The following is a 24,566-nucleotide window of genomic DNA, read 5'->3' as shown; positions in this document are numbered from 1 at the left end:
ACCGGGCGCGCTTTCTCCGACGGACGAGGGAGATGCGGGCAGCGACCGGATGCGGGCAGCGCGACCGGATGTGGGCCGCGCGACCGTTGCGCTCGCGGGCTCGCTGCGGCACGTTGGATGCATGCCGTTGCTCGCGCTGCTCATCTTCGCCGTCATGGTGGTCGCCCTCATCGACGCCATCACGCGCCGAGACGATCAGATCCGGTTCCTGCCGAAGGTCGCGTGGATCTTCTTCATCGTGCTGCTGCCGCTCGTCGGCTCCATCCTCTGGTTCACGCTCGGGAGGGAGTGGAGCAGCGGTCGCGAGGCGATGAGCTTCGGCGACCCGCGCCGGTGGTCGAAGGAGGAGGCTGGACCCGCTCCTGCGCCGAGGCCGCGCGATACGCGCACGACGGAGCAGCAGCTCGCCGACCTCGAGCGCGAGGAGCGCGCCGCGGCTCTGGAGGCGGAGATCCGCCGTCGCCGTGCCGCGAACGGCGGAGATGCCGCAGGCGCGTAAGTGGCAGGTGCCGCGTCTCCTCCGGCCGGCTGCGAGTTGTGCCCGAACTCCTGCAGAACCCCGTCCGCCGTGCGGTCGATGGCTGGACCGGGGTTCGGTTGCAGGAGTTCGGGCGGAAGCGGGGCGCAGTCGCGCGCACACCTCAACCGGAACGGGCGGTGGGGATGCGGCGGGCCGCAGCTGGGGCCGGATACCGCTGAGTTGTGCCCGAACTCCTGCAGAACGCAGCGTGTGCCCCGGATACGTGGCGGATGGGGCGGATCTGCAGGAGTTCGGGCGGGGCGGCGCGCCCGCGGCCCGGCGCTCGCGGCCCGCGGCCGCGGCTCGCCCGGGGCTCAGTCCTGGCTGACCGTGTAGGGATGCTGGGGGACGTCGAGCGTGAAGGTCGTGTGTTCGCCGGGGGCGCTGTCGATATGGATGTGGCCGCCGTGCGCCGCCACGATCGCGCGCACGTTGGTGAGGCCGAGCCCGAACCCCTGGATCGCCTGGGCGCGTGCGTAGGGCGCACGGTAGAAGCGGTCGAAGGCGCGGCGCTGCTCGCTGGGCGCGATCCCGTGCCCGGAGTTGGTGACGGCGATCGTGACGCGGCGTCCGACGAGACCGTAGCGCACAGTGACGACGGAGCTCTGATCGCCGAACTTGATCGCGTTCGTGAGCAGCTCGGCGACCGCGTTCGTCACCTGCTCCCCGTCCGCGAAGACGGGCAGGCTGTCGGGTCCGGTCGCCTGCACGACGACGTCGTGGCCGTCGGCGAGACGGCGTGTTCTCGCTGCGGCATCGCGGACGAGCACGGCGGCGTCGTTGCTGGCCCAGTTCGGCGGCTTCGCTCCGTCGTTCGCGGCCAGGAGGTCTCGCACGCGGTCGAGGAGGTCGTTGGTCTTGCGGGTGACGATGTCGATGTAGTCGTGCACCTTCGTGTCGGCGGGGTCGACGGCGTCGTCGATCAGATCGAGGAACCCCGTGATGCTCGTGATGGGGCTGCGCAGTTCGTGTGACACCGTGCGCAGGAAGTGCTCGCGCACCTCGATCGCATCCGCCAGCTCGGTGACGTCGTAGGCGACGACCACGGTTCCGAGCAGCACGCCGTCCTCGCGGTGCACGCGTCCCGACGAGGCGATGATCGCCACCTGCGAGTCGGGCGGTCCGATCCACTCCAGGTGGTCGGCGATCGTCTCGCCGCGCAGGGCCCGCGGGATGATCTGCTCCTCGTCCGGGATGCGGGTGACGCGGTCGGCGGTGAAGGCGTGCTCGCCGCTGTAGGGCGGGGTGTCGAGGCGGAAGCCGGCCGTCTCGGTCATCCGACGCGCGGTGGTGTTCGCGACGTCGAGGCGGCCGTCGGCGTCGTAGAAGGCCACGCCGGCGCTGACGGTGTTCAGGATGCCGAGGGCGATCGCTTCGGCATCCCTCGCGTCGCGGAGCGCGTCGGTCTGGGCCCGGGACGCCGCGGCGAGGCGTGCGCCGTTGCGGCGCAGCTGGTTGGCGGCGATGTAGACGATGACCGCGACGCCGAGGATCAGAACGGGGAAGGTGACGACGTTCGCCCACTCGGCGGGGTTCGAGGGCCAGCGCGAGATGTAGACGAACCGGAACGACGTGATGAAGGTGGCGCCGACGACGGCGACCAGCATGCCGTACCAGCGGAATCCGTACGCCAGCCACAGCAGCGGAAAGAGCGCCAGGATCGTGACCGCGGGCACGAGCGGTGCGAGTTCCGCGCGCAGGAGGGCGACGGTGACGATGTCGAGCACGGCGATCGAGATCATCGCCGCCGGATGCAGGCGCTCCCACGGGACGGCGATGGCGGCACACGTGGCGAGGACGGTGAGCGCGAAGCCCGTGAGCATGGGCCAGCGTCCCAGGAGGGAGGGATCGACGAGTGCGGCGACGACGGCGATGAGGACTGCGCCCAGGGCGAAGGGCAGCTGGGTGCGCCCGAAGACGCGCATACGGCCCCGGGGGCTCGCCTCCATCTCGAACAACGGCATTGCTGCTCCTCGGATCACCCGCTTTGAGATGACCATGCCACTGCCGGGGCGCGAGCGCCACACTCGACGAGCCGGCCGCCGTTGCGTTAGGGGCGCGCGGGCTTCGGGTAGGCGGCGCGAAGGTAGTCGGATTGCAGGTAGTCGGAGACGCCGATCAGCAGGATGGCGAACACGATCTGCTCGCTGATGACCCACCACGGGTAGAGCCCCGGGATCGCCGCGAGGACGAGGGCGATGATCGGGAAGATGCGGCTGAACAGCTGCAGGCGTCGGATCGCCCAGTACCAGCCGGCGCGCGCCCGCCACAGGAAGTAGAAGAGCGTCGTCGTGATGCCGAGCACGACGAGGCACCGCATCCAGACGGCGAAGCCGACGTCTTGGCCGGATGCGGTGAGCCAGGCCGACGTGACGATGGTGGCGATGCCGAGCAGGAAGCAGACGACGAGCAGGATCGTGATCGCCCGGAAGGCGCGGTTCACGCGGGGGTCGTCGGGGCGGTCGACGCGGTAGCCCGCCATGCGGCCGCCGGCGAGGCGGTCGAGACGGAGTAGGAAGGTCTCCATGCCCTCAACCTTACGCCTTACTGAAGGTTGAGGGGAGGTCTTTGCGGAAGACGGAGCGTCGCCGCGCGCGCCCCGACCGCCGAAGCGGAGCGGGGCGCGCGCGGCGATGGCCGTGTCGGATGCTCAGCCCGCGAGGTCTGGGAAGAGCGTCGTCGGCCGGCGGTGCTGGGTCTGCTGCTCGTACGCGTAGGCGAAGCCGATGAGCTTCGACTCCGAGTACGGCTCGGCGAGGAACTCCAGACCCATCGGGAACCCGCTGTAGCTGGTCTCGTCGAGCGTCGAGTCGGCGAAGCCCATCGGAACCGAGACGGCCGGGTATCCGCTGAACGCGCTGATGCGGTTGTTGCTGGCCGGGGAGCCGACGGTGCCGCCGGTGCTCGGGTAGATCACGGCGTCCAGGTCGTACTGCGCCATGAGCTGGTCGACGCGGTCGCGCATCGCCTGCTGGGTGCGGCTGAAGTTCGGGTACGCCGCATCCCTGGTGGCGTCGCTCGTCGAGGCCCAACCGCGCACGGTGGCCGCCGACCAGGTGGAGAGGGTCGGGCCGCCGCTCGTCGCCGCGTCGGTGACCCGCTGGGCGAGGTCGGCGAACGTGTAGCCCGGCCGGTAGTACGCGTTCAGGTACTCGTTCATGTCGTGGGTGAACGAGGAGCTGCCCGGCAGGCTCCCGAGTCCGTAGCCGTTGACCGTGCCGAAGCTCCCGACGTCGATAACCGTGGCGCCGGCGGCCTCCAGATCGGCGAACGCGCCCCGGACCAGGCGGAATCCGACGGCGTTCTGGTTGCCGGAGACCAAGCCCGAGATGTATCCGATGCGCTTGCCCTCCAGCGCCTTCGGGTCGAGTGCCTGCGCGTAGGAGAGCGGCTTGACGCCGTCGGCGCCGGCGGTGACCGCATCCATCGGATCGCTGCCGGCCAGGGCGTCGAGGGCGAGTGCCGCATCCGAGACGGAGCGGGCCATCGGGCCGACGGTGTCGCGGTAGAGATCGAGCGGGATGACGCCCTCTCGGCTCACGAGGCCGATCGTGGGGCGGATGCCGACGAGGGCGTTGAAGGAGGACGGGACGCGCACGGATCCGCCGGTGTCGGTTCCGAGTCCGAAGACGCCGAGGTTGGCGGACACGGATGCGCCGGTGCCGCCGCTCGAGCCGCCCGGGTCGCGGCCCAGCCCGTAGGCGTTGCGGGTCGTTCCGTACTTGCTGATCGAGGATGCCGTGGACTGGGCGAACTCGGACAGATTGGCCTTGGCGATGACGATGGCTCCCATCGCCTTCAGCCGCTCCACGGTCTCCGCGTCGGTCGAGGTGACGTTGTCGGCGAGGCACGCGCAGCCGGCTGTGGTGGCCATGTTGACCGTGTTGATGTTGTCTTTCACGAGCACCGGGATGCCGTGCAGGATGCTGCGCGGACCGGTCGCGGCGCGTTCCGCGTCGAGTGCCTTCGCCTCCGTCATCGCGTTCGGGTTGGTGGCGACGATCGCTTCCAGCATCTCGGCCGGGGTCGCGGGGTCGATGCCCGCGACGCGGTCGTAGGCGGCGATGCGGGAGAGGTACTCGGCGGTCAGCTGCTCGGAGGTGAGGACGCCGGCGGTCATCGCCTTCTGGATGTCGACGACGTCGGTCTCGAGGATCTCGAACGGGTCGTCGTCGTACAGGTACGCCTTCGAGAGCGCGGCGACGTCGAGGACGGTGATCACGCCGTCGCCGTCGGCGTCGGCCGCGGCCACGGTCTCCCAGTCCGCGTCGTCGGAGGTCATGCCGACGGCGGTCATCAGGATGGCGAGGTCGTCGGCGTCGACCTTGCCGTCGCCAGTGAGCTCGCCGGCCTGGTACTCCGGCGCGAGGTAGCTGACCGAGTCGTCGGCGGCGTAGGCGGGCGCCGCGCCGACGACGAGGACGCCGACGGTGGCGAGACCGATCCCGGCGAGCAGCGTCGCGCGGCGGACGGGGGCGATGGATGCGTGCGTCATTCGCTCTTCTCCTTGCTGCGGTTGCGGGACATCGTGAGGGCGATGACGGCCGCGATGAGGACGACGATCAGCGCGACGACGATCCAGATCCACCAGGCGATGCCGCCGGCGGAGTCGGCGGACGACGCCGCATCCGTGTCGACCTCGGTGGCGGCGGGCGCGGAGGCGGACGGGCTCGCCGTCGGCGCCGGGGATGCGGTCGCCTCCGTGATCGTGATGGGCAGGGTCGCCACGACGGCGTCGTCGGCCAGGACGACGATCTCGTGCTCGCCGGTGGGGGCGGTCTTCGGGATCGTCGCCGTGAAGGTGAACGAGCCCGTCGCGTCGCTGACCGCGGTGCCGAGGACGATCGGGTCGGAGTGCAGCTCGATGCGGTGCGCCGTGTTCGCGGCGAGGCCGGTGACGGTCAGCTCGACGGTGTCGCCCGGTGCGGGCTTCGCGCTCGACGCCGCGATCTGCGCCGTCTGGTTGGTGGGTGCGGCGCTCGTCTGCGGTGCGGCGACGACCGTGCCCGAGGAGGGCTTCGTCACCGTCGTGCCGTATCCGCTGGCCGCGATGACCGTCGGGCTGTTCGGCGTCGAGGGCGCGTTCGGTGTCGTCGGCGTCGGCGTCGTCGGTGTCGTGGGGTTCGTGGGCTCTGACGGTTCGGTCGGTGCCGTCGTCGGCTCGGTGGGGGGAGTCGTCGGCTCGGTGGGCGGAGTGGTCGGCTCGGTCGTCGGCTCGGGGGGTGCGGGAACACGGAACGTGAGGGTCGTTCCGGGCTTCTGCTCGATCCTGCCGAGCTCGCTGTCGACGAGGGTCACGGCGTCGATCGTGATCGCAGCGTCGCCCCACGCGGCGGAGGTGAAGCCGAGCTCTCCGAGCGAGAAGTCGCCGGCGGCTCCGCTCGAGGTTCCGAGGCGGGTGAGGGTGAAGTCGAGCCGGCCTTCGTCGCCGTCGATCTCGCCGACGACGCTGTACATGCCGGGGAAGTCGCTCGTGACGGCGTCCTCGTCGAAGGTGAGGCGGGATGCGTCGAAACTCAGGCTCACGGCGGCGGCGTAGACATCGTCGGCGTCGGCGGTGTCGAGCGTCAGAGTGAGCGCGTCGCCCACGACGCCTTCGCTGGCCGACAGCGTCGCGATCGCGGCGGCCTTGGCGTTGGCCGAGACCGCCGTGGCGACGGCTGTGGCGGTGAGGGGGGCGATCACGAGGCCGACGAGGGCGGCGATGATCACTGGTCGTCGAAGGCGGGGGCCGCTGCGGCCGCTGCGGGCGCGGGAATCGGGCATGGGTGTACAGACCTTTGCTGCCGGGGCGTTCGGGTGACGGTGTCGGTGGAGCGGCCCCACCGTGTCAGCGCTATGTGTCCCTTGTGTTTCCGCTGGGAGTGGCGAGGTTTCGACCGCTGCATCGGCGAACGCGCGCGGGGTGCGCGACTCATGGAGAAAGCGGCTCTCACCGGGCGGTTATACGGGCGCGATGTTCCCCGACGAGACGAGGCCCGGGGAGTGCCCGCGCGCGTGGAGCGGCCCCGCACTCGCTGTGAGAACTGAGCAGTTCTACGTGATCGCGATGTGCGGCGGATGTTGCCGGCCGGGTCTCAGGCGGCGGTCTCCCAGGGAGGCGGGTCGTCGTCATCGTCGTAGCGCGATGGCACGCCGAGGGGAATCTCATCGGGCACGAAGTGCACCGTCGGTGCGGGCGGATGGTCGAGGTAAGGGCGTCCGAGCGGTGAGGTCCAGGCGAGGATCCCGTCACCGATCTGGGTGACCTTCCACGCGGTGAACTGCTTCATCGAGTGGTGTCGCTGGCAGAGCCCTGAGAGGTTGTCGAGCCGGGTCTTGCCGCCGAGAGCGAAGTCGACCGTGTGATCGTGCTCGCAGCGGATGGCCGGCACTCGGCATCCGGGAAAACGGCAGTGCGCGTCGCGGGCGCGAAGCCGGCGGCGGAGATCGGGGGTGGGCTGGTAGCGGTCGGTTGCGAGGACCTCTCCGCTGACGGGATGGGTCAGGATGCGGTCCCAGCCGGACTCTGCGCCGACCAGCTGCCGGGCGGTCTCGGCGTCGACCGGGCTGCGACCGGCGAGATCGGCGGGATGCTCGTGGGTTCCCGCGATCGCGAGCACCGGCACGATGACCTGTACGTGTGCGCGGATCGCGCCGAGTGCACCCGGGCGGTCGTCGGTGCGCGTAGGGTCGGCGCTGGGCTGAGCCGTGAGGAGCATGTCGGCGAAGATGTCGGCGCGCAGCTGATCCATGGTGCGGCCGTCGGAGGCGAGGACCTCGTCGGCTTCGGATGCGGGCCGGCCCGCCGCGCGGGACTCGCGCAGGCGCTCGACCGCCCGCATCCGCTCGTCTTGGAGGGCTGCGCCCTGCTGGGTGAGTCGGTTGTGGATGCCCTCGCCGAGGATGAGGGGGAGGATCGCCGTGAGTTCGCACATGCCGTCGTCGATCGGGTCGACGGTGATGCTTCGCATCTCGCGGGCTTCGATGTGGCGCTCGGTGAGCGTGCGCGGGTGGAGACGCTCGGCGAGCATGCGTAGGGCGGGGCGCACGCGCCCGACCGTGTCGTTCTCGCATTTGCGGAGCGCCACCGCCTCGAAGCCGGCACGCGCCTCGTGGGGGAGATGCGCGCCCGCGTCGGCGATGGCGTGGACGTGCCCCATGGTGATGCGACCGGCGGCGAGGGAGTCGAGCGTGGCCGGGTACTCGTGGGCGATCTCGGCTGCCTGGGTCATGCGCCGCTGCATGGTGCGGTCGGCGATGCGGAGCGGGGCGGCGAGTTCGGAGGCGATGGCGCGGTGCGCCATGTCGCCGGCGGCAGCGCTGCGCGTCGCGCCGGACGACTGGCGGCAGGCGAGCTCTTCTGCCCGCGCGAGCTCGCGGGTCATGCGCGCCTGGAGGGCGGCGAGTTCGGCCTGAGTCTTCTCGACCGCCGCAGCGATCTCGGCGAGCGCCGCCGCATCCGCGTCGGAGAACCCGACGGGGCGGTACGCGGTAGAAGACATGTTCGTATTCTACCGCGCCGCGCGCCTCCTGTATAGTACAAATGTTCTACTACAAGCGAGCTTGCGAAAGGGGGTATGCCTCAGAACAGATCGAGGATCATCGACACGAGACCGAGGGCGATGAACGCCGCCGGCACGATCGTGGCGGCGACGGCTCCCCAGGAGGGTCGGGCGCGGAGGCGACGGCCGGGGATCGCGATGGCGGTTCCGGCATCCGCGTGCTCGTCGCGGTACAGCTCGGTGCGGGCGCGCATCTTGCGTCCGACGAGGTCGACGAGCGAGATGAGTCGGGTGAAGCCGCGCGGAGTCGAGAGTCGCCAGGGGCGTCCGCTGTAGAGCACGAGCCAGCCGTCGAGTAGCTCGGCTTCGCAGTCGGATGCGAGATCGATCATGAGGGCCATGAGGTCGGGCGTGAAGATGTAGAGCGCGTCGGTCTCGTAGCCGCGCGGGCAGAAGAGGGTGAAGGTGCGGTCGAAGTCGCCCTCGAGGCTCAGCCTCTGCTCGGCGCGGAAGCGTCGGCCGGTGGTGCGCAGCACGCGGGCGCGACGGTTCTCGAGCACGATGTGCGGCGTCTGCCGGTCGAGGGCGATGGCGGCGATGCCGCGGCGACGGCGGGTGCCCGCGACCTGCGGGGCGAGGGTCGCGGCGGTGAATCGGGGGAGGTCGTTGTCGGGCGGTCCGCCGCTCAGGACGTCGGCCGTCACGACGAACGCGTCGGTGCTGGCCATGACGGAGCCGGGCAGGCGCAGGCCGACCGTGCCGCGGTCGCTGTAGGCGAGGTGGTTCGCGCGGGCGGTGCGGAAGATGCGCGCGGGCAGCGCGGCGTTGCGCCAGATGATGGCGCCCAGCGCCAGCGCGTACAGGCCCGTGAAGACGAGGAAGCCGCCGTACACGGCGTCGGACAGCGCGGCATCGAGTCCGAACGCCGGCATCATGACCTTGAGGAAGACGGCCTCGGCGGCGAGGAACATCGCGATCGTCAGGGCGACGGCCCACCAGCGGCGCGCCACGGGAACCCCGGTGCGCCGATAGAAGTCGTTCACCTCGCGCAGCGAGACCGGTCCCGTCAGCCCTGAGAGATCGAGCGTCGCCGCGGTCTGCGGGTCGCGGCGTGCGGGCATGGTGTCAGTGTATGGATGCGGGATCTGCGCTCGGGGCGTCAGATGCGCGAGAGCTGTTCGAGGAACTCGTCGGCCATTCCCACCTGCCTCGTGAGTCTCTCGCGACGCTCAGACGCCTCCTGCTGGATGCTCGCGAGGCGGGCGCGCAGTTCGGCGTCGTCGGGGCGGGATGGGAGGGCGTCGACGACATCGAGCAGTTCGCGCATCTCGTCGAGAGTGAATCCGAGCGGCTTCATGCGTCGGATGAGCAGGATGCGGGCGACATCGTCCTCGGTGTAGAGCCGGAACCCGCCGTCGGTGCGCGCCGAGGGCGGCACGAGTCCGATCTCGTCGTAGTGGCGGAGCGTGCGGAACGACAGCTCGGTGCGCTCGGCGACCTCGCCGATGCGCATCGTGTGCTCGTCTGACAAGGCAGCTCCTCGGGATTCGACAGAAACCTCACGTTACGTTAGGTTTGCGCAGGCGATGCGGCGTCCGCATCCCTCCCATCTTCTCGCGTCGGCCGCCCGACGCTGCGCTCTCGGGCGCACTGTGCCCTCCCCGACCTTCCACGCCAAGGAGTTGCGTTGACCACTCCCACTCCCGCATCCACCGCCGGGCGTCGCCGGATCGAACCCACGGTGCTGCAGGCCGTGCGCAGTCCGAAGCTGCTGACTCGGGAGGTGCTCGCGGGTCTCGTCGTCGCGCTGGCGCTGATCCCGGAGGCGATCGCGTTCTCGATCATCGCGGGCGTCGACCCGCGGGTGGGGCTGTTCTCGTCTTTCGTGATGGCTGTGGCGATCGCCTTCGTCGGAGGGCGGCCGGCCATGATCACGGCGGCCACCGGTGCCGTCGCCCTGGTGGTCGCGCCGGTGGTGCGCGATCACGGCGTCGACTATCTCATTGCGACGGTGCTGCTCGGGGGAGCGATACAGATCGTGCTCGCCGTTCTGGGTGTCGCGAAGCTCATGCGGTTCATCCCCCGTTCGGTGATGGTGGGCTTCGTCAATGCCCTGGCCATTCTGATCTTCACCGCGCAGCTGCCGCAGTTGTTCGGCGCCGGCACCCCGTGGATCGTCTATCCGCTGGTGCTCGTGGGTCTGGCCATCATGTTCGTGCTGCCACGCTTCACGAAGGCGGTGCCGGCGCCGTTGGTGGCGATCGCTGTCGTGACGATCATCGTGTTCGCAGCGGGTCTGCACGTGCCGACGGTCGGTGACCAGGGGACGCTTCCCGACAGCCTGCCGGCGCTCTTCGTGCCGAACGTGCCGCTGAGTCTCGAGACGTTGCAGATCATCGCCCCGTACGCGCTCGCGCTGGCGGTCGTGGGCCTGCTCGAATCGCTCATGACGGCCAAGCTCGTGGACGAGATCACGGACACGCGTTCGTCGAAGACCAGGGAGGCGTGGGGGCAGGGCGTCGCGAACATCCTGTCGGGGGCGTTCGGTGGGATGGGCGGATGCGCGATGATCGGCCAGACGATGATCAACGTGAAGGCGTCCGGTGCGCGGACGCGGATCTCGACCTTCCTCGCGGGCTCCTTCCTGCTGGCTCTGGTGCTGCTTCTCGGCGACGTGGTGGCGATCATCCCGATGGCGGCGCTGGTGGCGGTGATGATCGTGGTGTCGATCGCGACGTTCGACTGGCACAGTGTGCGGCCTCGCACGCTCGCGCGGATGCCGGTGAGCGAGACCGCGGTGATGATCATCACCGTTGCGATGACGGTGTGGACCCATAACCTCGCGATCGGCGTCGTGGCGGGAGTGCTCGCCGCGATGGTGCTGTTCGCCCGCCGGGTCGCGCACCTCGTCACGGTGACGCGCGCGGCAGACGCCGAGGCTGCCGTTCCGACCGTGCGCTACACGGTCGACGGCGAGTTGTTCTTCGCATCAAGCAATGACCTGACCACGCAGTTCTCGTACACCGACGACCCGGAGCGCGTGATCGTCGACATGAGCCGGTCGCACGTCTGGGATGCCTCCACGGTCGCGGCTCTGGACGCGGTCGCGACGAAGTACCGTCGGCTCGGCAAGACGGTGGAGATCGAAGGGCTGAATGCCGACGCCTCGGCGTTCCACGGCCGGCTCACGGGGATGCTCGGCGCGGGGCACTGAACGCGACGGTCACGCCTTCGCGAGGTCGGCGGACGGGAGCATCGTCGCGAGCTCGAGGTTCAGCACGAGCGCGAGCGAGACGAGGGTGTGCAGTCGCGGATTCGCGGGGCTGCCCGGGTTGGACTCGCCCTTCTCCAGCTTCTGGTACGTGAATGTCGCCAGGCCGGCTGCGCGTGCGACCTGCTCCTGGCTCAGGCCCCGTGCGGCGCGCGCCGCCGAGAGATTGTCGCCCAGCATCCGGCAGTACTGCGTCCACTGCCCGGCGGTGGTGATCGTCATGGATCAACTCTGACCCATTCGCGCGGATGCGGATACTGGCTGTGGAGAAGGCATCCGGGATGCAGGTGCTGGCTCCCCTTCGCCTTGCGACGGGTACGCGCGCAAAGGGGAGCCAGGCGTCGCGCCCCACGGAGAACGCAACGCGTCCCTGGATTCCCAGGTCCAGTGACCATCGCTGTGTCGCCGGCCTGCCGCGACACCATGTTTACATGGTACATGGCCGCCGGATGGGCGGGAGGGTCACTCTCCGCCGCGGACCCGCCGGGTGCGGGCAGTGTGAAGGATGTCGCCCAGGGCGTTTTGCAGGCGGTGGGCGCTCTCGACGCTGAGGGTGAGTCCGCGTCCCGCGTCGTCCTCGGGGCCGATCCACACCCAGAGTTCGGCGGCCGACTTCTCGAGCCCGACGATCAGATTCACGGTCGTGGCCTGAGGCGCGTGGTGCGCGGGATCGTCGACGCGCTCGACCGCGGGTACCGACCTCGCTTCGCTGCGGTGCGCCAGGCGGAGATCATCCGACAGGTCGTGATCCCCGGTGCACCATGCCGGGCACAGTTCGTCGTCGTCGCCGAAGTAGTCGCGCATGGGGCGGTCGTCCTCTTTCGGGTCGGGTCGGGTCGGGCGACGGGATCGCTCGTCAGTGCGGGAGTTCACGGTGGCTCTGTGCCCGGCATGCGCATTTGCCGTGCTCTCTTACACCATGTATACATGGTCTGAAAGAGCAGTTCTCGTGCGAGTTCGGACGGAGTCGCCATGGCCGGTGCGTCACGCAAGGTCGACGGGGCGCGGGTGCTTGACGAATATGTTGACATGACCTGGCGCCCGGTCGATGACCGGGTGCGCTTATCTCACGACGTCGCGCTGGCGATGCGTGCGCGCGGGGTGACGATGGTGCGCGTGCGCACGGGGTGGAACCACGTGCGGGAGGTTTCGCTGCGTCGCTACCTCGACGCAGCGCTCGTGCGGGGGCGTGGCGAAGGACGCTGACACGTGCTCGTGGGGCCCCTCCCGCGGGGTGCGGAAAGGGCCCCACGAGGATCTGCTCAGCGGCGCCGAGCTCGACGTACTGCACCCACGCCGATGGCGAGCGCGCCCAGCCCCGCCGCGAACAGCAGCACGAGGGAGGCGATCTCGATGCCGGTGGTCGGCAGCTCGCCCGACGCACCCGGCCCTGCAGCGACCGGAGCCGTCGGGTCGGTGACGGGCGCGGGGTCGGTGCCGGTGACGGGTGCGCTGATGAGCACGTTGCTCCAGCCGAGGATCGTGCCGTCCGCGGTGTAGACCGCGAGCCGGTGCACCCCGAGCGGAAGGGATGCGGGCGTCACGAGGCGCATGGATCCGCCGGTGACCGTCGACAGTCCGAGGCCGATCGGCTGGGAGAAGAGGAACGCCGACAGTTCCTCGCCCTCGTGTCCTTCCGGCACGCGCACGCTGATCGCCTGGCCCGGCACGAAGTTCTCGGGCGTCACCGTGATGAGGCCCTCGAGGGTGTCGGACAGATCGCCCTCGACGGGGCTCCAGGCGGTGTCCTCGCCGATCATGACCGTCGCCTCGAACGGCTTGCCGGAGCGGGTGCCGATCGCCTGCGTGAAGGCGAAGGCGTGTGCGCCCGAGCCTGCGACGGGCGCATCGAGAGTCACCTTCCAGGTGCCGTCCTCGGCGACGACCGCCTCGCCGAGGCGAGCTTCTCCCGCCGTGACCGTGATCTTCGCGCCCGGGAAGCCGGTTCCGGTGAAATCGGTGATCTTCGCGTCGTGCGCAAGCACCGTGCCGGTGTCGGTCGTGAGGGCGAAGTTCGCGCCCGTGCCGTCGATGTCGACGCGCTGGGTGAGGAACTCGCTCTGCGAGAGCGCATGATCGACGATGCGGGTCTCGCCGACGCATCCGTTCCAGCCGTGGTCGGGCTCGGTGTCCCACGTCGACGTGCCGATGATCCAGGGCATGAAGTCGGCGGCCATCATCCCGCCGACGTTCGACGCGTTGCGCAGCACCGGCACTCCGTCGACGTACATGATCACGGTGCGGGCGTCGGGGTCGTTGACGATCGCCACGTGGTGCCACGAGCCGGGCATGATCTCGCCCGACCAGTTGGTGTACGAGTTGCCCGTCGTGGTGTCTCCGGCGGAGAACTGGTACTCGCGCAGGCTCGAGATGCCGAGCCAGGCGGCGCCGGCGCCCGGGTCTGCGGAATCGTGGATGCCGGTCCACTCGCGCGAACCACCGCGGGTGATCGCCGCGCCCCATCGGTTGGCCGTCTCGGTCCAGCCCTCGTCGAGCTGCAGGAAGCTCTCCAGCGTGTAGCCGGTCGAGGCGGTCAGGTCGGCGAAGGTCGCCGGCGCGCCGTACTCGGTCGACAGGAACGACAGGTTGTCGGGGCCGGAGGCGTTGCGGTAGACGTTGCTGAAGCAGACCGCGCCGAAGTCGGACGAGTAGTAGGCGTGGTTCTCATGCGAGACCTTCACGTCGTCGAGGGCCTCGTTCGCGTCGGTCTCATCGATCGCGTTGCGGTACATCGGGCTGTCGCCGGCGACGTCGGGGATCACCGAGTTCTCGTCGACGACGCCCTCGGGCACGCCACCGAAACGCCAGTGCGCGACGGTTCCGTCGACCTGGATGTAGTCGTTGGAGGCTCCTGCGACGGCGCGAGCGGCGCCGCCGTTCGAGCCGCTCCATCCGGTCGACACGATCGCCTTCGCGCGCGCCGAGAGGTCGACCTGGTCTTCGTCGGACGCATCGATCGTCCACCCGAAGCGGGAGCGGAAATCGAGCGGCATCGTGAGGCTCTGTCCGGAGCCGGTCAGCACCGGCGCATCCGTGGAGGTGACCGAATTCGCGTGCTTCTTGGGCACCCACGGCGAGATCGTCGACAGGGTGATGTCGCCGCCCGAGAGGTTGAACTCGAACAGGCTCATGATGCCGTTTCCGCCGTCGGCGGCCATCTGGTAGTCGGTGAGCACCTGGTACACCGGGTGCCCGGCGTCGTTCGTGCGGGTCTGGGACGTGGAGCCGTGGAAGTGACCGTTGACGGTGAGGATGATCTCGTCGTTGCTCTTGATGAGCCGGTTCCAGAGCTCTTCGCCCCACCACCAGGATGCCGGCGACACCTGGTCTTCGGCGATGCCGATGATCGCGTGCGAGGAGAGGATGACGGGGATGCCGGGGTGCGCGTCGAGCACGCCCTGCGCCCACGCGAAGGTGTCGTCGGAGGCGTTCCACGCGATCGCGAGCGACATCCACGTGTGCCCCTCGGCCTCGAAGAGATAGGCGGAGGAGAGCCCGTTCTGGAAGGTGCCGATCAGGCCGTCGCCCGCTTGGGCGCGCAGCTGGGATTCGCCGAAGCGGGCGAGGTAGTTGCCCGAGATGCCGACGGAGGAGCGGGCGTTCATGTCGCTCACGTCGTGGTTGCCGGGGAGCACCGAGTACTCCATGCCGCCGTCGGTGAGGATCTTCATGGCTTTGGCGGCCGCATCCCACTCGCCGCTCTGACCCTGCTGGTCGACGACGTCGCCCACATGCACGGTGAAGGGCATGTTGAGCTCGCGCTGGTTGTCGACGATCCACTGCGTCTGCACCTCGAAGGGGTTCGTGCCGTACTGGGGCACGAACTGCGACGCGCTGTAGCGGGAGTAGAACTGCGTGTCGGGCAGCACCGGCAGCACGAAGCTGGAGCGGTCTCCGGTGGCGTCGGATCCGGCCGTGGTCGGTGCGGTGGTGGTGCCCTGCGTCGCAGCGGATGCGGCCGTGCCGCCGAGCAGCACGGAGCCGGCGATGGCGGTGATGGTCGCGACCGTGACGGCGCGGCGGGTCGTTCGTGACATGAACGAGGACTCCTCGGTGGATGTGGCGGTGAGAGGCGCAGCGGAGCGGATCATCGTGCGTCTCCCGCCGTGAGTCCCGAGACCTCGATCTCGGAGAGGGTCATCCACGTGCTCGCGGACTTGTTGGTGATGATGACGCGCACGCCGGTGGCGATGACCGGTTCGTTCGTGACCTCGAGGCTGAGATCGGCGGTCGGGTTGGTGACCGGCCAGGCGGTGCCGGGCAGGTTCGCCCAGCCGCCGGTGAGCGTGCGGTACTGCACCGTGACGGTGCCGATGTTCCGCTTTCCGGCGATGTCGAAGACCCCGGCACCGGTGACCTGCTGGGGCTCGTCGAGGAAGAAGGTGATCGTGTTCGGGTTGACGCGGTTGGATGCGCCGCCCGAGCGCCAGTCGGAGAAACCCGAGACGGTGCGCACCCCGTCGGTGAGCTGGAAGCTCGCGCCGTCCATGTGAGTCACGGTGTGGTGCACGCCGGCGCCGCGCAGGATGTTGGTGGTTGCGGCGGGGCTGACGGTGATGACGAGGTTCGCCGCGAACCCGCTCTTCGCAGAGGCGGGAACGGTCACGGTGCCGGGGGCGGCGAAGTCGGCGTCGGTGACGCGTGACCAGTCCCAGGTGACGGGCGCGTCGACGGTGGCCTCGGAACCCGAGACGCCGCGGACGACGGTGCGGGGTGCGCGCATCTGGAGCTCTTTGACGAGCACGCCGGCGAAGGTCGTGTACGCGGCGTCGGCGCCGTCGGAGAGCGAGCCGACGAGGTAGCGGGCTTCGACGGGCACCTGCTCGCCGAAGTAGCCGATGCCGGTGCCGGTCACGGTGACGGTGCCGTCGGTGTTCCAGACGTTCTCGTCGGGCAGGTTCCAGGTGAGCGTCGTCATCTCGAACCGGGTGCCCCAGCCGTAGACGGCGCGCAGCATGGTCGGAAGCTGCGGTGCGGCGCCGGGCTGGATGATGACCGTGTCGGATGCGACGGCGGCGGTGAGGGGGTGGATCTTCCACTTCTGCACGGCGGCGCCGCTGAAGGTGTAGGTCTGCACCTCGGAGGCGTCGGCGGTCTTCCAGTTGTAGAGGTCGAGGGCCGCGATGGCGCCCCCCGCATCTCGCTGCACGTTCTGCAGCGAGACCTCGCCGTTTCCGGCGTCGACGGCCGTCCACTGCGCGTAGGGGTCGGTGGCGGCGTCGTCGATGGTGCGCTCGGTGAGCTGCAGGTAGCGGAAGTCGCTCGCGGCGTTGTTGCGGCGCGAGAGCACGCGGCCGTCCTGGGTGGAGATGACGTAGGTGTCGGTCCGCGCGGTGACGGGGGAGAACACGACGGCCTGCTTCTGCGTGAGGGCGGCGACGCCGGAGATCGTGAACACGGCGGCAGCGGCGGGGGAGGTGGCACCCGTCGGGCCGGTGGGCTGGGCGGCGGGGTTGCCGAGCTCGATGACCTTGCCCGGTGCGTAGGACGACTCGATGAGGCGCAGTTGGCCTTCGCCGACGAGGGCGGATGCGGGCGCGACGCGTGCGGTGGCTGCTGCCGGGCTCGCGGTGACGACGAGGCCGGTGGTGACGGCGGTGACGATCGAGTGCGCGGGGGCGGCGACCGTGATCAGGCCGGTGGCGGGAACGGGCGTCGCCGGCGTGGCGACGAGCTCGCCCGCTCCGCTGGTGGTGTGCACGGTGGTGGCCGCGGCGGTGTGGTCGGCGAAGGAGCGCACGTCGATCTCGAGGGTCGCCTGGGCGCTGGTGGTGTTGGCGAAGACGACGGTCGCGGTGTCGCCGGTGAGGGCGATGAGCGTGGTGTCGTCGGGGGACGCCAGCAGCGGGGTTCCGGCGGCGATGAAGTCGGCGAAGTGCGCACGGACGGTGTTCGCGGCGGCGGGGAGGGTGTCGCCCGCGAGGACCTGCGCGCCGGTGCGGGCGCTGGCGATGACGGATGCGGCGAGCTCGCTGGCCCGGCCGGAGTCGGTCGCGGCCGGGTCGATCGCTGCGGGATCGATCGAGGGCCACGCGGGTGCGGCGACGGAGGCGGCGGCGGGGTCGATGACCACCGTGCGCGAGGGCGTCTCGGCGACGGACGGCGCGGCCGCGGCTGCGGAGATCAGCGCGAGTGCGGCGGCCACGGCGGCCGCGCTCCACGCGCGTCGGGTCGGGGGCTTCATGAGCTGTGAAGATCCTTTCGGCGGCCTCGGGACGGGCCGAGAAAAGGTCTATCCGGGCGAGGGTCGTCGACGGTGTGCACCCGGTGAACCGGCTATGAACGCGCGTACGCCGGGTCGAGAACGCGCGTCCGGATGGTCGCCGTGAGCGTCGTGATTGCGGGAGGTCGCCCACCGATCAGGCGGAGTTCTCCCACGGAGGCGGGTCGCCGTCGTCTTGGGCGCACCGTTCGTGATCACCGGTGGAGGTGCGACCGGAATCGTCGGGCGTAGGTGAGGAGCATCGTGCGTCGGGCTCGTCGCTGAAGAAGACGATCGGGGGCGAGGCGTGCTCGGTGTAGGTCTGCCCGAGCGGGGAGGTCCACGAGATCACGCCGTGATCGAGCAGCGAGACTCTCCAGGCCGTGAACTGCTTCATCGAGTGGTGACGTTGGCACAGCGCCTGCAGATTCTCGGCGGCGGTCGGGCCGCCGCGCGCCCAGTCGACGACGTGGTCGATCTCGCATCGGACGGCCGGCGTCGTGCAGCCGGGGAAGCGGCAGTGCTGGTCTCGCGCCTGCACCCACTGGCGGAGATCCGGCGGGGCGAGGCGCCGATCGCTGGCGAGCACCCGACCGTCGACCGGGTCGGTGAGGATGCGGCGCCACTCGGTGTTGCCGCCGGCCAGGCGCCGGGCGGTGTCGGCGTCGATCGGGGAACGCCCGGCGAGGTCGGCGGCGTCGTCGTCGGCGCCGATGAGCGACAGCGCGGGCACGACGACCTGGATCTGGGCGCGGATCGCGCCCAGCGTTCCCGCGCCGTCTCCGGGGAGCGCCGCATCCGCTCCGGGGTTGCCGGTCAGAAGGAGGTCGGCCATGAGATCGGCGCGCAGCTTATCGGTGGTGCGTGTGTCGGAGGCGAGGGTGAGGTCGGCGGAGTCTGGTTCGCGTCCCGAGGCGCGCGCGTCGCGCACCCGCGCTGCTGCGTGCGCGCGGAGGTCGAGCAGCGCGCGGGCCATGCGGGTGGCGCGATCGTAGGCGCCGTCGACGAGCACGGTGGGGGCATCGATACCGAGGTGGCTCATGCCCTCGCCGAGAGGGGTGATCGACACCCCGCGTCTCTCCCGCGCCTCGAGGTGTCGCTCGGTGAAGGAGCGGGGATGCAGGCGCTGGGCGAGCATCTCGATGGCGCGCTTCGCCCGTCCGGGAGTCTGTGCCTCGCAGTGGGCGAGCGCGTGGGTCTCGAAGACCGTGCGCGTCTCGATGGGGAGGATGCTGCCTGCATCCGTGATGACGCGGACGTGGCCCATGTGGATGCGGCCCGACTCGAGTGCGGCGAGGGTGCGGGGGTAGTCGGAGGCGAGCTCGGCCGCCGCATCCATGCGTCGCTGGACGGCGCGGTCGGAGAGGCGCAGCGCGGCACCGATCTCGGACGAGACGGCGCGCTCGGCCATGTCATGGGCGCGCACCTGTGCGGGCGAGGATGCCGCGACCTCGCGTGCCAGTTCTCGCGCGTCGGCGAGTGCCCGCATCATGCGGGCTTGTGCTGCGGCGAGTGCCGCATCCGCTGCTTCGACGGCGTGCACGACCTCGGCGAACCGCGCGTTCTGCGCGTCGCTGAAGCCGATCACCTCGTCGCGTGCCATGAGTGCCACCCCTGGTTCGGACGCGCTCGCGCGCGACCTGTGATGCCGGGGCACTCGGCGGGAACAACAGTCGAAGACCAGGTGATCTTCGACCTGTAGAGAGTCTGCCACCGACCTCAGACATCGAGCCGGGGGCGTCTTCTCCGGCCGGAAGCTGCGGCTTCCGACGTGAGATGAGCATCGCATGTACCTCGGACATCGACTGCGATGCCGGGAGGTGGCGGTCGGCAGGGTGTCCGGTGCCGGTGTGAAGGTCGTGGATAAGGTGGGTCGGTGTGAGGCGACGGCGCGCTGCGGCAACGACGAGTGGGCGGTTGTTCGCCGTCGCGGCGGCGCTCGCGCTCACGGCGATGCTGGCGTCGGGTTGCACGGGAGACGGCGAGGCGGGAGCGTTCGCGGCGGAGTTCGGCGACGATGCCGCGGTCGCCTCGGTGGAGCTCACGAGCCACGACAATCAGCCGTTCACCGGTGGTGTGAGCGGGCAGGTCGTGGCGCGTGACGGGCTCGCCGATCATGAAGTTTCCGCGCTCGCCGACCGGCTGAGCTCGTACACGCGGGAGAACGGCGAGCGGATGCGGGGGCTGGTGTCGCTGCTCGCGGACGATGTCGAGCTGATCGTCACCGGGCACCTCGAGACGGATGCGGCCGCCGTGGGAACGGCGCTCGCTCTCCGCGCCGACGAGCGCGTGGTGTCGGCGGAGATCGCGGAGTCGTTCATCGCCCTCGTCGGTGCCGACGTGGGCGCAGCGGTCGAGCTGATCCGTGGCCTGCCGGAGCTGACGGCGACGGCTCCGCCCGAGGCGCGCTCGGAACTGTTCGTCCGCACCCAGGATCGCGTCGTGGATGTCGGGGATGCGCCACCGCGGGTCGCGGGCGCGCTCGCTGCGTGGGACGCCCTCGTCGCCGAGGTGCCGCTGACGGGGATGAGGCTGCGCGACGATGCGCTCGTCATGACGCTGGCGCAGGAAGCCGACTACGCGCGAGCTGCAGAGCGCGCCGCCAGCCTGTTGCCGCAGGCCGAGCCGCGGCTCGCGTTCGCGAGCGACATCATCCGACTCGGCGAGGCGGACGGGGCCCGTGCCCGCGACCTCGTCGGGCGGCTCGATGCCTCCGAGCTGGAGCGCATCGCGTACGTGTGGGAGTCGGGATCACGGCTCCAGATCGCGGTGACGTCGAAGCATCACCTGGATGCGGTCGCCCGTTCGGTCACCGCCGCGCTGCCCGAAGGAACGACCGAAGCGTGGGTCGTGGTCGACGGCGACTCCGAGTCGAGGGTCGACCTCGTCGTGCCGTAGGCGCGGTCACTCGTCGTCGCTCGCGCAGGGAGTGGCCGCTGCCTTGACGAACGCCGTCGTCTGGTACGCGAACTGGTAGACCCACTCGCCGATGCTGAGGTGTTCATCAACGCCGATAACTTGGACATCGATGTCGGGAGCGCACCGCGCGAAGATGTACCGCGTCCGTTCGACGTGCGGCGTGAAGGTAATCACGATGACCTTGTGAACATCATGCGTTCGCGCGTACTGATCCAGCATGAGTGCTTCACCCTTCGTCGTGAGGATTCCGGGTGAGCCACAGACGACGCGAGCGTCCTTACAGATCGGTAGCGACGATGATTGTGGAATGGTTGTCCGTGTTGAGTTCCCGGCCACGGAGATCAGTCCCAAACCCACTTGGCCTGAGTCCAGGATTTGCTTTGCTGCGTTGATGCGGCTGCCAGTCGGAGGACCGATTACATACACCAAGTCAGCCCCTGAAGGGTCCCCCGGGGGTGGGAGCACATAGAGGCGAACCCCGCAGAGAGTAAGTGCAATTAGTCCAATCGCCAAAGCCCACGAGAGCCGACGAAGCTGCCGCCGAGGCGCGTTAACACTCGCGGTGTTCATTTGGGATGGCCCAGACCTGTGTTCTACGCACCCGGGAAGTTGGGAACGGATGTTGCGAAATACTCACGAATCACCGGGGCAATTCGCTGAGCGTACTCCGCCGTCATGTGAGCTCTGTCCATCTTCATCGGCACTGTTCCGGCGAATGGTGGGCACTGCGCATCGTGACAGAACCACGGTCGCGTATCGATGCGCTCCCCGAAGGTCGACAACGCAGCTTCCCGTCCTCCCCAGTCGGTCGGGAGAGAGCTGACGCAGTCTGCAGGCGAGCTTGTCGGTGTGAAGCACTCCTTCGGGTTTTTGTCAGTCGGCGGCCCAATCATGAACATCACCTGACTTTGCGCGGTGATCTTCTGCAACTGCGATGCCGTTCCCTCCCTGCTTCCGATTCCCGAAACGAGTACGAGGTCTGGATTTACGCTGTTGATGGCATCGACAGCCTGGTCGTGTCGCTGGGCGCATCCTTCCGGTACCACGTCGAGGTCGTTGATATTGTCGACGTTCCAGTCCGTGAATGGGCAGCCGAACATTCCCCACGCAACGACCCGCCATCCGCGATCGTTGCCGATCGCGGTACGCACCGCTTCAACATAAGTCATGCTTACCGAGTTCCCCACCATCAGGATGGTGTGCGTGGCGGCCGGGTCGCCCCACGCGCAATCGCTTTCGACTCGGTTCTCGGATCCGCACGGCATCACGTCGCTCGGCGCTTGTGACTCTCGTATCGCATCGTCCATGGTGGGAGTTAGATCGTCCGGCCACCGGGTCTGAGTCAGCGACGCCGCGAGATCTGCCTGAAGCGCATCGAGCTCTGGCGTAGACGAGGTCGTGTCGGTTGGGGTGGGCGTCATCTGGGCCCCTGTCACAGGCGGGGTGTACGCGCCGTTCGGGGGCGACACCGTGCGTTCCGTGATCGCCGCGGTGCTCAAGCCCGCAACCGCGAGCCCCAGCGCTACCACGCCAACAATCACGTCCCGGCCACGCCACAAGCCATCAGGGAACAGGCGCTTCGACCTGCGGGGCCGCCGCACCGCCGGCATGCCGTACCAGCGAGACCGACGAAGAGGATCCTCGACGAGTGTGTAAGAAACCCAAGAGATGACGAAAGTGGCTACGAAGATGCCCGCCAGAACGGCAGGCTCTCCCCCAAAAAGTGCTATGCCGAAAACAATGAGCGGGAAGTGCCAGATGTAGAGCGAGTACGAAACATCCCCGATCCAAGAGCTTACCGGGTTCATCAGCGGCCACAGATAGCGTTGTTCACCGCCCGTGCCCGCGATGATGACGCATGCCGTGGACAAGACTGGAAGCATTGCCCAGGGAGCCGGGAACCCGCCTGTGTCGCTATGAATCACGAACAGCGCAGCTGCAATGCCGCTCAGGCCGATCCAACCAAGCGCCGTACGAACCGCTAACGGGATCCGTTCGAACCTTCCCGCAGCCACTGCGATCAATGCTCCCACTCCGAGCTCCCACGCACGAGAGAAGGTCGAGAAGTATGCGAGGTTGGGGTTGGTCTGAGTCTCGTGGAGCGCCCACACAAACGACGCCAACACGATAGCGAACATGGTCAAGCCAATGACTCGGTGTGCAGTCCGGGAATTTTGCGTACTGCGTAGTGAAAGCAAGGAGAAGATCGCAAGCATGAGCCAGGGCCAGATGAAATAAAACTGTTCTTCGACCGCGAGAGACCAGAAATGCTGCAGAGGGGATATTCCTGAGTCGGCGTTGAAGTAGTCGGTCCCTAGGGAAGCGAAGCGCCAGTTGGCTGCAAAGAACGTGGACCAGATTCCGTCCAACGCAGTTTGTTCCGCGCGCGCACGATTGAAAAGCAGATATCCGGCGACGACTGAAAATGCCACCACGAGAATGGCCGCCGGCAGGATCCTCTTTGCTCGTCTCAAATAAAACCCAGTAAACGAGATGCTGCCAGTGCGCGCATGTTCGCGCAGCAACAGCCCCGTGATAAGGAAGCCAGAGATTACAAAGAAAACATCGACGCCAACAAAGCCCCCCGGTGGCCAACCGATCAAGTGATCGAGGATGACGACTATGACCGCGACGGCTCTAAGGCCTTGAATGTCCGGTCGAAAGGTCCTTTTCTTTGCACCTTCCGGCGCGATCTGACCAACGGCGGCTCCGGAAGGCATGATCTACTCCTCAGACGTTGCTCAAGAGGGGCGCCAATGTTGCACCGCGGGCGTCCCCCGTAGCCGCGTCAGTGTAGCGATGCGGCGGCGAGAGAGTGAGATGGCGCGGCCCGTTCACGGCCGGCCCATCCCAAGATACGTCCAGCCGGCGGCACGCCAGGCTCCTGCATCCAGAGTGTTGCGCCCGTCGACGATGACCTTGCCCGCTACAAGGGTGCCAGCGTGCGAGGGATCAAGCTCCCTTCGATAGTCGTCCCATTCGGTCACGACGATCACGGCGTCCGCACCACGGAGCGCCTCATCCCGCTCCTCAACGTAGTTGAGCTGTGGGTGTACGCGACGGGCGTTGTCCAGGGCTGCGGGGTCGGTGACGGTCACCCACGCGCCGAGACCGTGTAGTCGAACGGCTACGTCGAGGGCGGGGGAGTCGCGGATGTCGTCCGAGTGCGGTTTGAACGCTGCCCCTAGAACGGTCACGTTCTTCTTGAAGGCGCTTCCGCCGAGACCTTCAACTACCAATTGCACAGCGCGCTCACGGCGGCGGAGGTTGATCTCGTCAACCTGCCGGAGGAACGCCACCGACTCGCCCCTCCCTAGCTCCTCTGCTCTGGCGCTAAACGCACGGATGTCTTTCGGGAGGCAACCGCCGCCGAAACCGATTCCCGACTTCAAGAACTGACGGCCGATTCGCTCGTCGTACCCGATCGCCTCGGACAGCTTGGTCACATCCGCGCCGGTCACCTCCGCGATCTCCGCCATGGCGTTAATGAAGCTGATCTTGGTCGCGAGGAACGCATTGGCCGATACCTTTACAAGTTCAGACGTCGCGCGGTCCATGACGAGGAAGGGGGTGCCCTTTGCGATGGCCGGGTGGTACACCTCGCGAAGGACTCCAGCGGCGCGCTCGCCGGTGGGGCCTTCGGGGACACCCGCCACCAACCTGTCTGGGTCGATCGTGTCCTTGACCGCCCAGCCCTCGCGCAAGAACTCTGGATTCCAAACAAGGGTTGCCCCGGTGGGATCCACGCGTTCTGCGAGCAGAGCAGCGGTGCCCACCGGGACGGTGGACTTGCCCGCGACGATGTCTCCCTCGGAAAGGTAGGGGAGTAGGCCGTCGATCGCTGCGTTCACGTAGGTGAGGTCGGCTGCGTAGCCGTCCTTCTGCTGGGGGGTGCCCACGCCGACGAAGTGAACCTTCGCCCCCTGCGCGGCGGCCATGTCCGTCGTGAAGCTCAGGTTTCCGGACGTGATCCCCTCGGTGAGGATCTCCTGAAGACCGGGCTCGAAGAACGGCGCCTCGCCCTTCGACAACGCGTCGATCTTGCGCTGATCCACGTCAATGCCGACCACTTCATGGCCGATGGATGCCATTGCTGCCGCGTGAACGGCGCCGAGGTACCCGCAACCGATGACCGAAAGCTTCATGAATCTCCCCGTAGATTTGGCGCGC

Annotated in this window: 19 protein-coding genes; 4 read left to right on the top strand and 15 right to left on the bottom strand. The window is 68.6% G+C overall.

Translation table 11 applies throughout. The features are described 5' to 3' along the window. The first annotated feature begins 121 nt into the window (after positions 1 to 121). The gene (locus QE374_RS06250; RefSeq protein WP_309733126.1) at positions 122 to 499 is read left to right on the top strand and encodes a PLD nuclease N-terminal domain-containing protein; all 378 of its coding nucleotides are present in this window, start codon (positions 122 to 124) and stop codon (positions 497 to 499) included. Positions 500 to 834: 335 nt separating this feature from the next. Here the strand turns inward: QE374_RS06250 and QE374_RS06245 are convergent, their stop codons facing one another. The 7 genes from QE374_RS06245 to QE374_RS06215 all read right to left on the bottom strand — a co-directional run bounded on the left by QE374_RS06245 (position 835) and on the right by QE374_RS06215 (position 9,517). Beyond that, entirely contained in the window at positions 835 to 2,484 is a 1,650-nt protein-coding gene (locus QE374_RS06245; protein ID WP_309733125.1) for an ATP-binding protein, read from the bottom strand. A gap of 86 nt (positions 2,485 to 2,570) precedes the next feature. Then, on the bottom strand, positions 2,571 to 3,047 hold the full coding sequence (locus QE374_RS06240; RefSeq protein ID WP_309733123.1) for a hypothetical protein: 477 nt from the start codon (positions 3,045 to 3,047) through the stop codon (positions 2,571 to 2,573). Positions 3,048 to 3,170: 123 nt separating this feature from the next. After that, entirely contained in the window at positions 3,171 to 5,015 is a 1,845-nt protein-coding gene (locus QE374_RS06235; RefSeq protein ID WP_309733121.1) for an amidase family protein, read from the bottom strand. Beyond that, positions 5,012 to 6,286, bottom strand: a complete 1,275-nt coding sequence (locus tag QE374_RS06230; RefSeq protein WP_309733118.1) for a cohesin domain-containing protein — start codon at positions 6,284 to 6,286, stop codon at positions 5,012 to 5,014. The genes QE374_RS06235 and QE374_RS06230 overlap by 4 nt, the downstream gene beginning before the upstream one ends. 311 nt (positions 6,287 to 6,597) lie before the next feature. Further along, positions 6,598 to 8,004, bottom strand: a complete 1,407-nt coding sequence (locus QE374_RS06225) for a DUF222 domain-containing protein (protein WP_309733116.1) — start codon at positions 8,002 to 8,004, stop codon at positions 6,598 to 6,600. 80 nt (positions 8,005 to 8,084) lie between these two features. Beyond that, positions 8,085 to 9,125 carry a hypothetical protein gene (locus QE374_RS06220; protein ID WP_309733114.1) on the bottom strand — a complete coding sequence of 347 codons (1,041 nt, stop codon included), beginning with the start codon at positions 9,123 to 9,125 and terminating at the stop codon, positions 8,085 to 8,087. 38 nt (positions 9,126 to 9,163) lie between these two features. After that, on the bottom strand, positions 9,164 to 9,517 hold the full coding sequence (locus tag QE374_RS06215) for a MerR family transcriptional regulator (protein ID WP_396653345.1): 354 nt from the start codon (positions 9,515 to 9,517) through the stop codon (positions 9,164 to 9,166). A gap of 174 nt (positions 9,518 to 9,691) precedes the next feature. Between QE374_RS06215 and QE374_RS06210 the strand changes: the two genes are divergently transcribed. Beyond that, on the top strand, positions 9,692 to 11,218 hold the full coding sequence (locus QE374_RS06210; protein ID WP_309733111.1) for a SulP family inorganic anion transporter: 1,527 nt from the start codon (positions 9,692 to 9,694) through the stop codon (positions 11,216 to 11,218). A 9-nt stretch (positions 11,219 to 11,227) separates the two neighbouring features. Here QE374_RS06210 and QE374_RS06205 read toward each other — a convergent pair whose 3' ends face one another. Both QE374_RS06205 and QE374_RS06200 read right to left on the bottom strand, forming a co-directional pair. Next, a complete protein-coding gene (locus tag QE374_RS06205) occupies positions 11,228 to 11,497 on the bottom strand; it encodes a helix-turn-helix transcriptional regulator (protein WP_309733110.1) in 270 nt (89 codons plus the stop codon). Between the two features lie 240 nt (positions 11,498 to 11,737). Beyond that, positions 11,738 to 12,148 (bottom strand): hypothetical protein, encoded by a 411-nt coding sequence (locus QE374_RS06200; protein WP_309733109.1) that lies wholly within the window; start codon positions 12,146 to 12,148, stop codon positions 11,738 to 11,740. 156 nt (positions 12,149 to 12,304) lie between these two features. Between QE374_RS06200 and QE374_RS06195 the strand changes: the two genes are divergently transcribed. Beyond that, positions 12,305 to 12,481 (top strand): hypothetical protein, encoded by a 177-nt coding sequence (locus tag QE374_RS06195; RefSeq protein ID WP_309733107.1) that lies wholly within the window; start codon positions 12,305 to 12,307, stop codon positions 12,479 to 12,481. 56 nt (positions 12,482 to 12,537) lie between these two features. Here QE374_RS06195 and QE374_RS06190 read toward each other — a convergent pair whose 3' ends face one another. The 3 genes from QE374_RS06190 to QE374_RS06180 all read right to left on the bottom strand — a co-directional run bounded on the left by QE374_RS06190 (position 12,538) and on the right by QE374_RS06180 (position 19,080). Continuing rightward, positions 12,538 to 15,312: a LamG-like jellyroll fold domain-containing protein gene (locus QE374_RS06190; RefSeq protein WP_309733106.1), complete on the bottom strand. Its 2,775-nt coding sequence runs from the start codon at positions 15,310 to 15,312 to the stop codon at positions 12,538 to 12,540. Between the two features lie 50 nt (positions 15,313 to 15,362). Then, the gene (locus tag QE374_RS06185) at positions 15,363 to 17,459 is read right to left on the bottom strand and encodes an Ig-like domain-containing protein (RefSeq protein ID WP_309733104.1); all 2,097 of its coding nucleotides are present in this window, start codon (positions 17,457 to 17,459) and stop codon (positions 15,363 to 15,365) included. A 175-nt stretch (positions 17,460 to 17,634) separates the two neighbouring features. Next, positions 17,635 to 19,080, bottom strand: coding sequence for a DUF222 domain-containing protein (locus QE374_RS06180; RefSeq protein WP_309733102.1), 1,446 nt, complete (start codon positions 19,078 to 19,080; stop codon positions 17,635 to 17,637). 275 nt (positions 19,081 to 19,355) lie between these two features. Here QE374_RS06180 and QE374_RS06175 point away from each other — a divergent pair, with 275 nt between their 5' ends. After that, positions 19,356 to 20,375 carry a hypothetical protein gene (locus QE374_RS06175; RefSeq protein WP_309733101.1) on the top strand — a complete coding sequence of 340 codons (1,020 nt, stop codon included), beginning with the start codon at positions 19,356 to 19,358 and terminating at the stop codon, positions 20,373 to 20,375. A gap of 6 nt (positions 20,376 to 20,381) precedes the next feature. Here QE374_RS06175 and QE374_RS06170 read toward each other — a convergent pair whose 3' ends face one another. The 3 genes from QE374_RS06170 to QE374_RS06160 all read right to left on the bottom strand — a co-directional run bounded on the left by QE374_RS06170 (position 20,382) and on the right by QE374_RS06160 (position 24,541). Then, positions 20,382 to 20,615 (bottom strand): hypothetical protein, encoded by a 234-nt coding sequence (locus tag QE374_RS06170; RefSeq protein ID WP_309733099.1) that lies wholly within the window; start codon positions 20,613 to 20,615, stop codon positions 20,382 to 20,384. A 374-nt stretch (positions 20,616 to 20,989) separates the two neighbouring features. Next, complete coding sequence (locus tag QE374_RS06165) at positions 20,990 to 23,116, bottom strand: acyltransferase family protein (protein WP_309733098.1); 2,127 nt, start codon at positions 23,114 to 23,116, stop codon at positions 20,990 to 20,992. Positions 23,117 to 23,230: 114 nt separating this feature from the next. Then, a complete protein-coding gene (locus tag QE374_RS06160; protein WP_309733096.1) occupies positions 23,231 to 24,541 on the bottom strand; it encodes a UDP-glucose/GDP-mannose dehydrogenase family protein in 1,311 nt (436 codons plus the stop codon). Between the last annotated feature and the right edge of the window lie 25 nt (positions 24,542 to 24,566).

The organism is Microbacterium sp. SORGH_AS_0428 (assembly GCF_031453615.1).
In the GTDB taxonomy this organism is placed as follows: Bacteria; Actinomycetota; Actinomycetes; order Actinomycetales; family Microbacteriaceae; genus Microbacterium.
Note: the sequence above shows the minus strand (reverse complement) of the source record. Positions and strands in the feature narration are given on the sequence as shown.

Bases quoted from the DNA above. Each gene is read 5' to 3' on its own strand.
- QE374_RS06230 (WP_309733118.1), bottom strand. From the start codon at position 6,286: ATGCCCGATTCCCGCGCCCGCAGCGGCCGCAGCGGCCCCCGCCTTCGA.
- QE374_RS06195 (WP_309733107.1), top strand. From the start codon at position 12,305: ATGACCTGGCGCCCGGTCGATGACCGGGTGCGCTTATCTCACGACGTC.
- QE374_RS06235 (WP_309733121.1), bottom strand. From the start codon at position 5,015: ATGACGCACGCATCCATCGCCCCCGTCCGCCGCGCGACGCTGCTCGCC.
- QE374_RS06165 (WP_309733098.1), bottom strand. From the start codon at position 23,116: ATGCCTTCCGGAGCCGCCGTTGGTCAGATCGCGCCGGAAGGTGCAAAG.
- QE374_RS06215 (WP_396653345.1), bottom strand. From the start codon at position 9,517: ATGCGCATCGGCGAGGTCGCCGAGCGCACCGAGCTGTCGTTCCGCACG.
- QE374_RS06170 (WP_309733099.1), bottom strand. From the start codon at position 20,615: ATGCTGGATCAGTACGCGCGAACGCATGATGTTCACAAGGTCATCGTG.
- QE374_RS06205 (WP_309733110.1), bottom strand. From the start codon at position 11,497: ATGACGATCACCACCGCCGGGCAGTGGACGCAGTACTGCCGGATGCTG.
- QE374_RS06160 (WP_309733096.1), bottom strand. From the start codon at position 24,541: ATGAAGCTTTCGGTCATCGGTTGCGGGTACCTCGGCGCCGTTCACGCG.
- QE374_RS06180 (WP_309733102.1), bottom strand. From the start codon at position 19,080: ATGGCACGCGACGAGGTGATCGGCTTCAGCGACGCGCAGAACGCGCGG.
- QE374_RS06225 (WP_309733116.1), bottom strand. From the start codon at position 8,004: ATGTCTTCTACCGCGTACCGCCCCGTCGGGTTCTCCGACGCGGATGCG.
- QE374_RS06190 (WP_309733106.1), bottom strand. From the start codon at position 15,312: ATGTCACGAACGACCCGCCGCGCCGTCACGGTCGCGACCATCACCGCC.
- QE374_RS06185 (WP_309733104.1), bottom strand. From the start codon at position 17,459: ATGAAGCCCCCGACCCGACGCGCGTGGAGCGCGGCCGCCGTGGCCGCC.
- QE374_RS06240 (WP_309733123.1), bottom strand. From the start codon at position 3,047: ATGGAGACCTTCCTACTCCGTCTCGACCGCCTCGCCGGCGGCCGCATG.
- QE374_RS06250 (WP_309733126.1), top strand. From the start codon at position 122: ATGCCGTTGCTCGCGCTGCTCATCTTCGCCGTCATGGTGGTCGCCCTC.
- QE374_RS06245 (WP_309733125.1), bottom strand. From the start codon at position 2,484: ATGCCGTTGTTCGAGATGGAGGCGAGCCCCCGGGGCCGTATGCGCGTC.
- QE374_RS06220 (WP_309733114.1), bottom strand. From the start codon at position 9,125: ATGCCCGCACGCCGCGACCCGCAGACCGCGGCGACGCTCGATCTCTCA.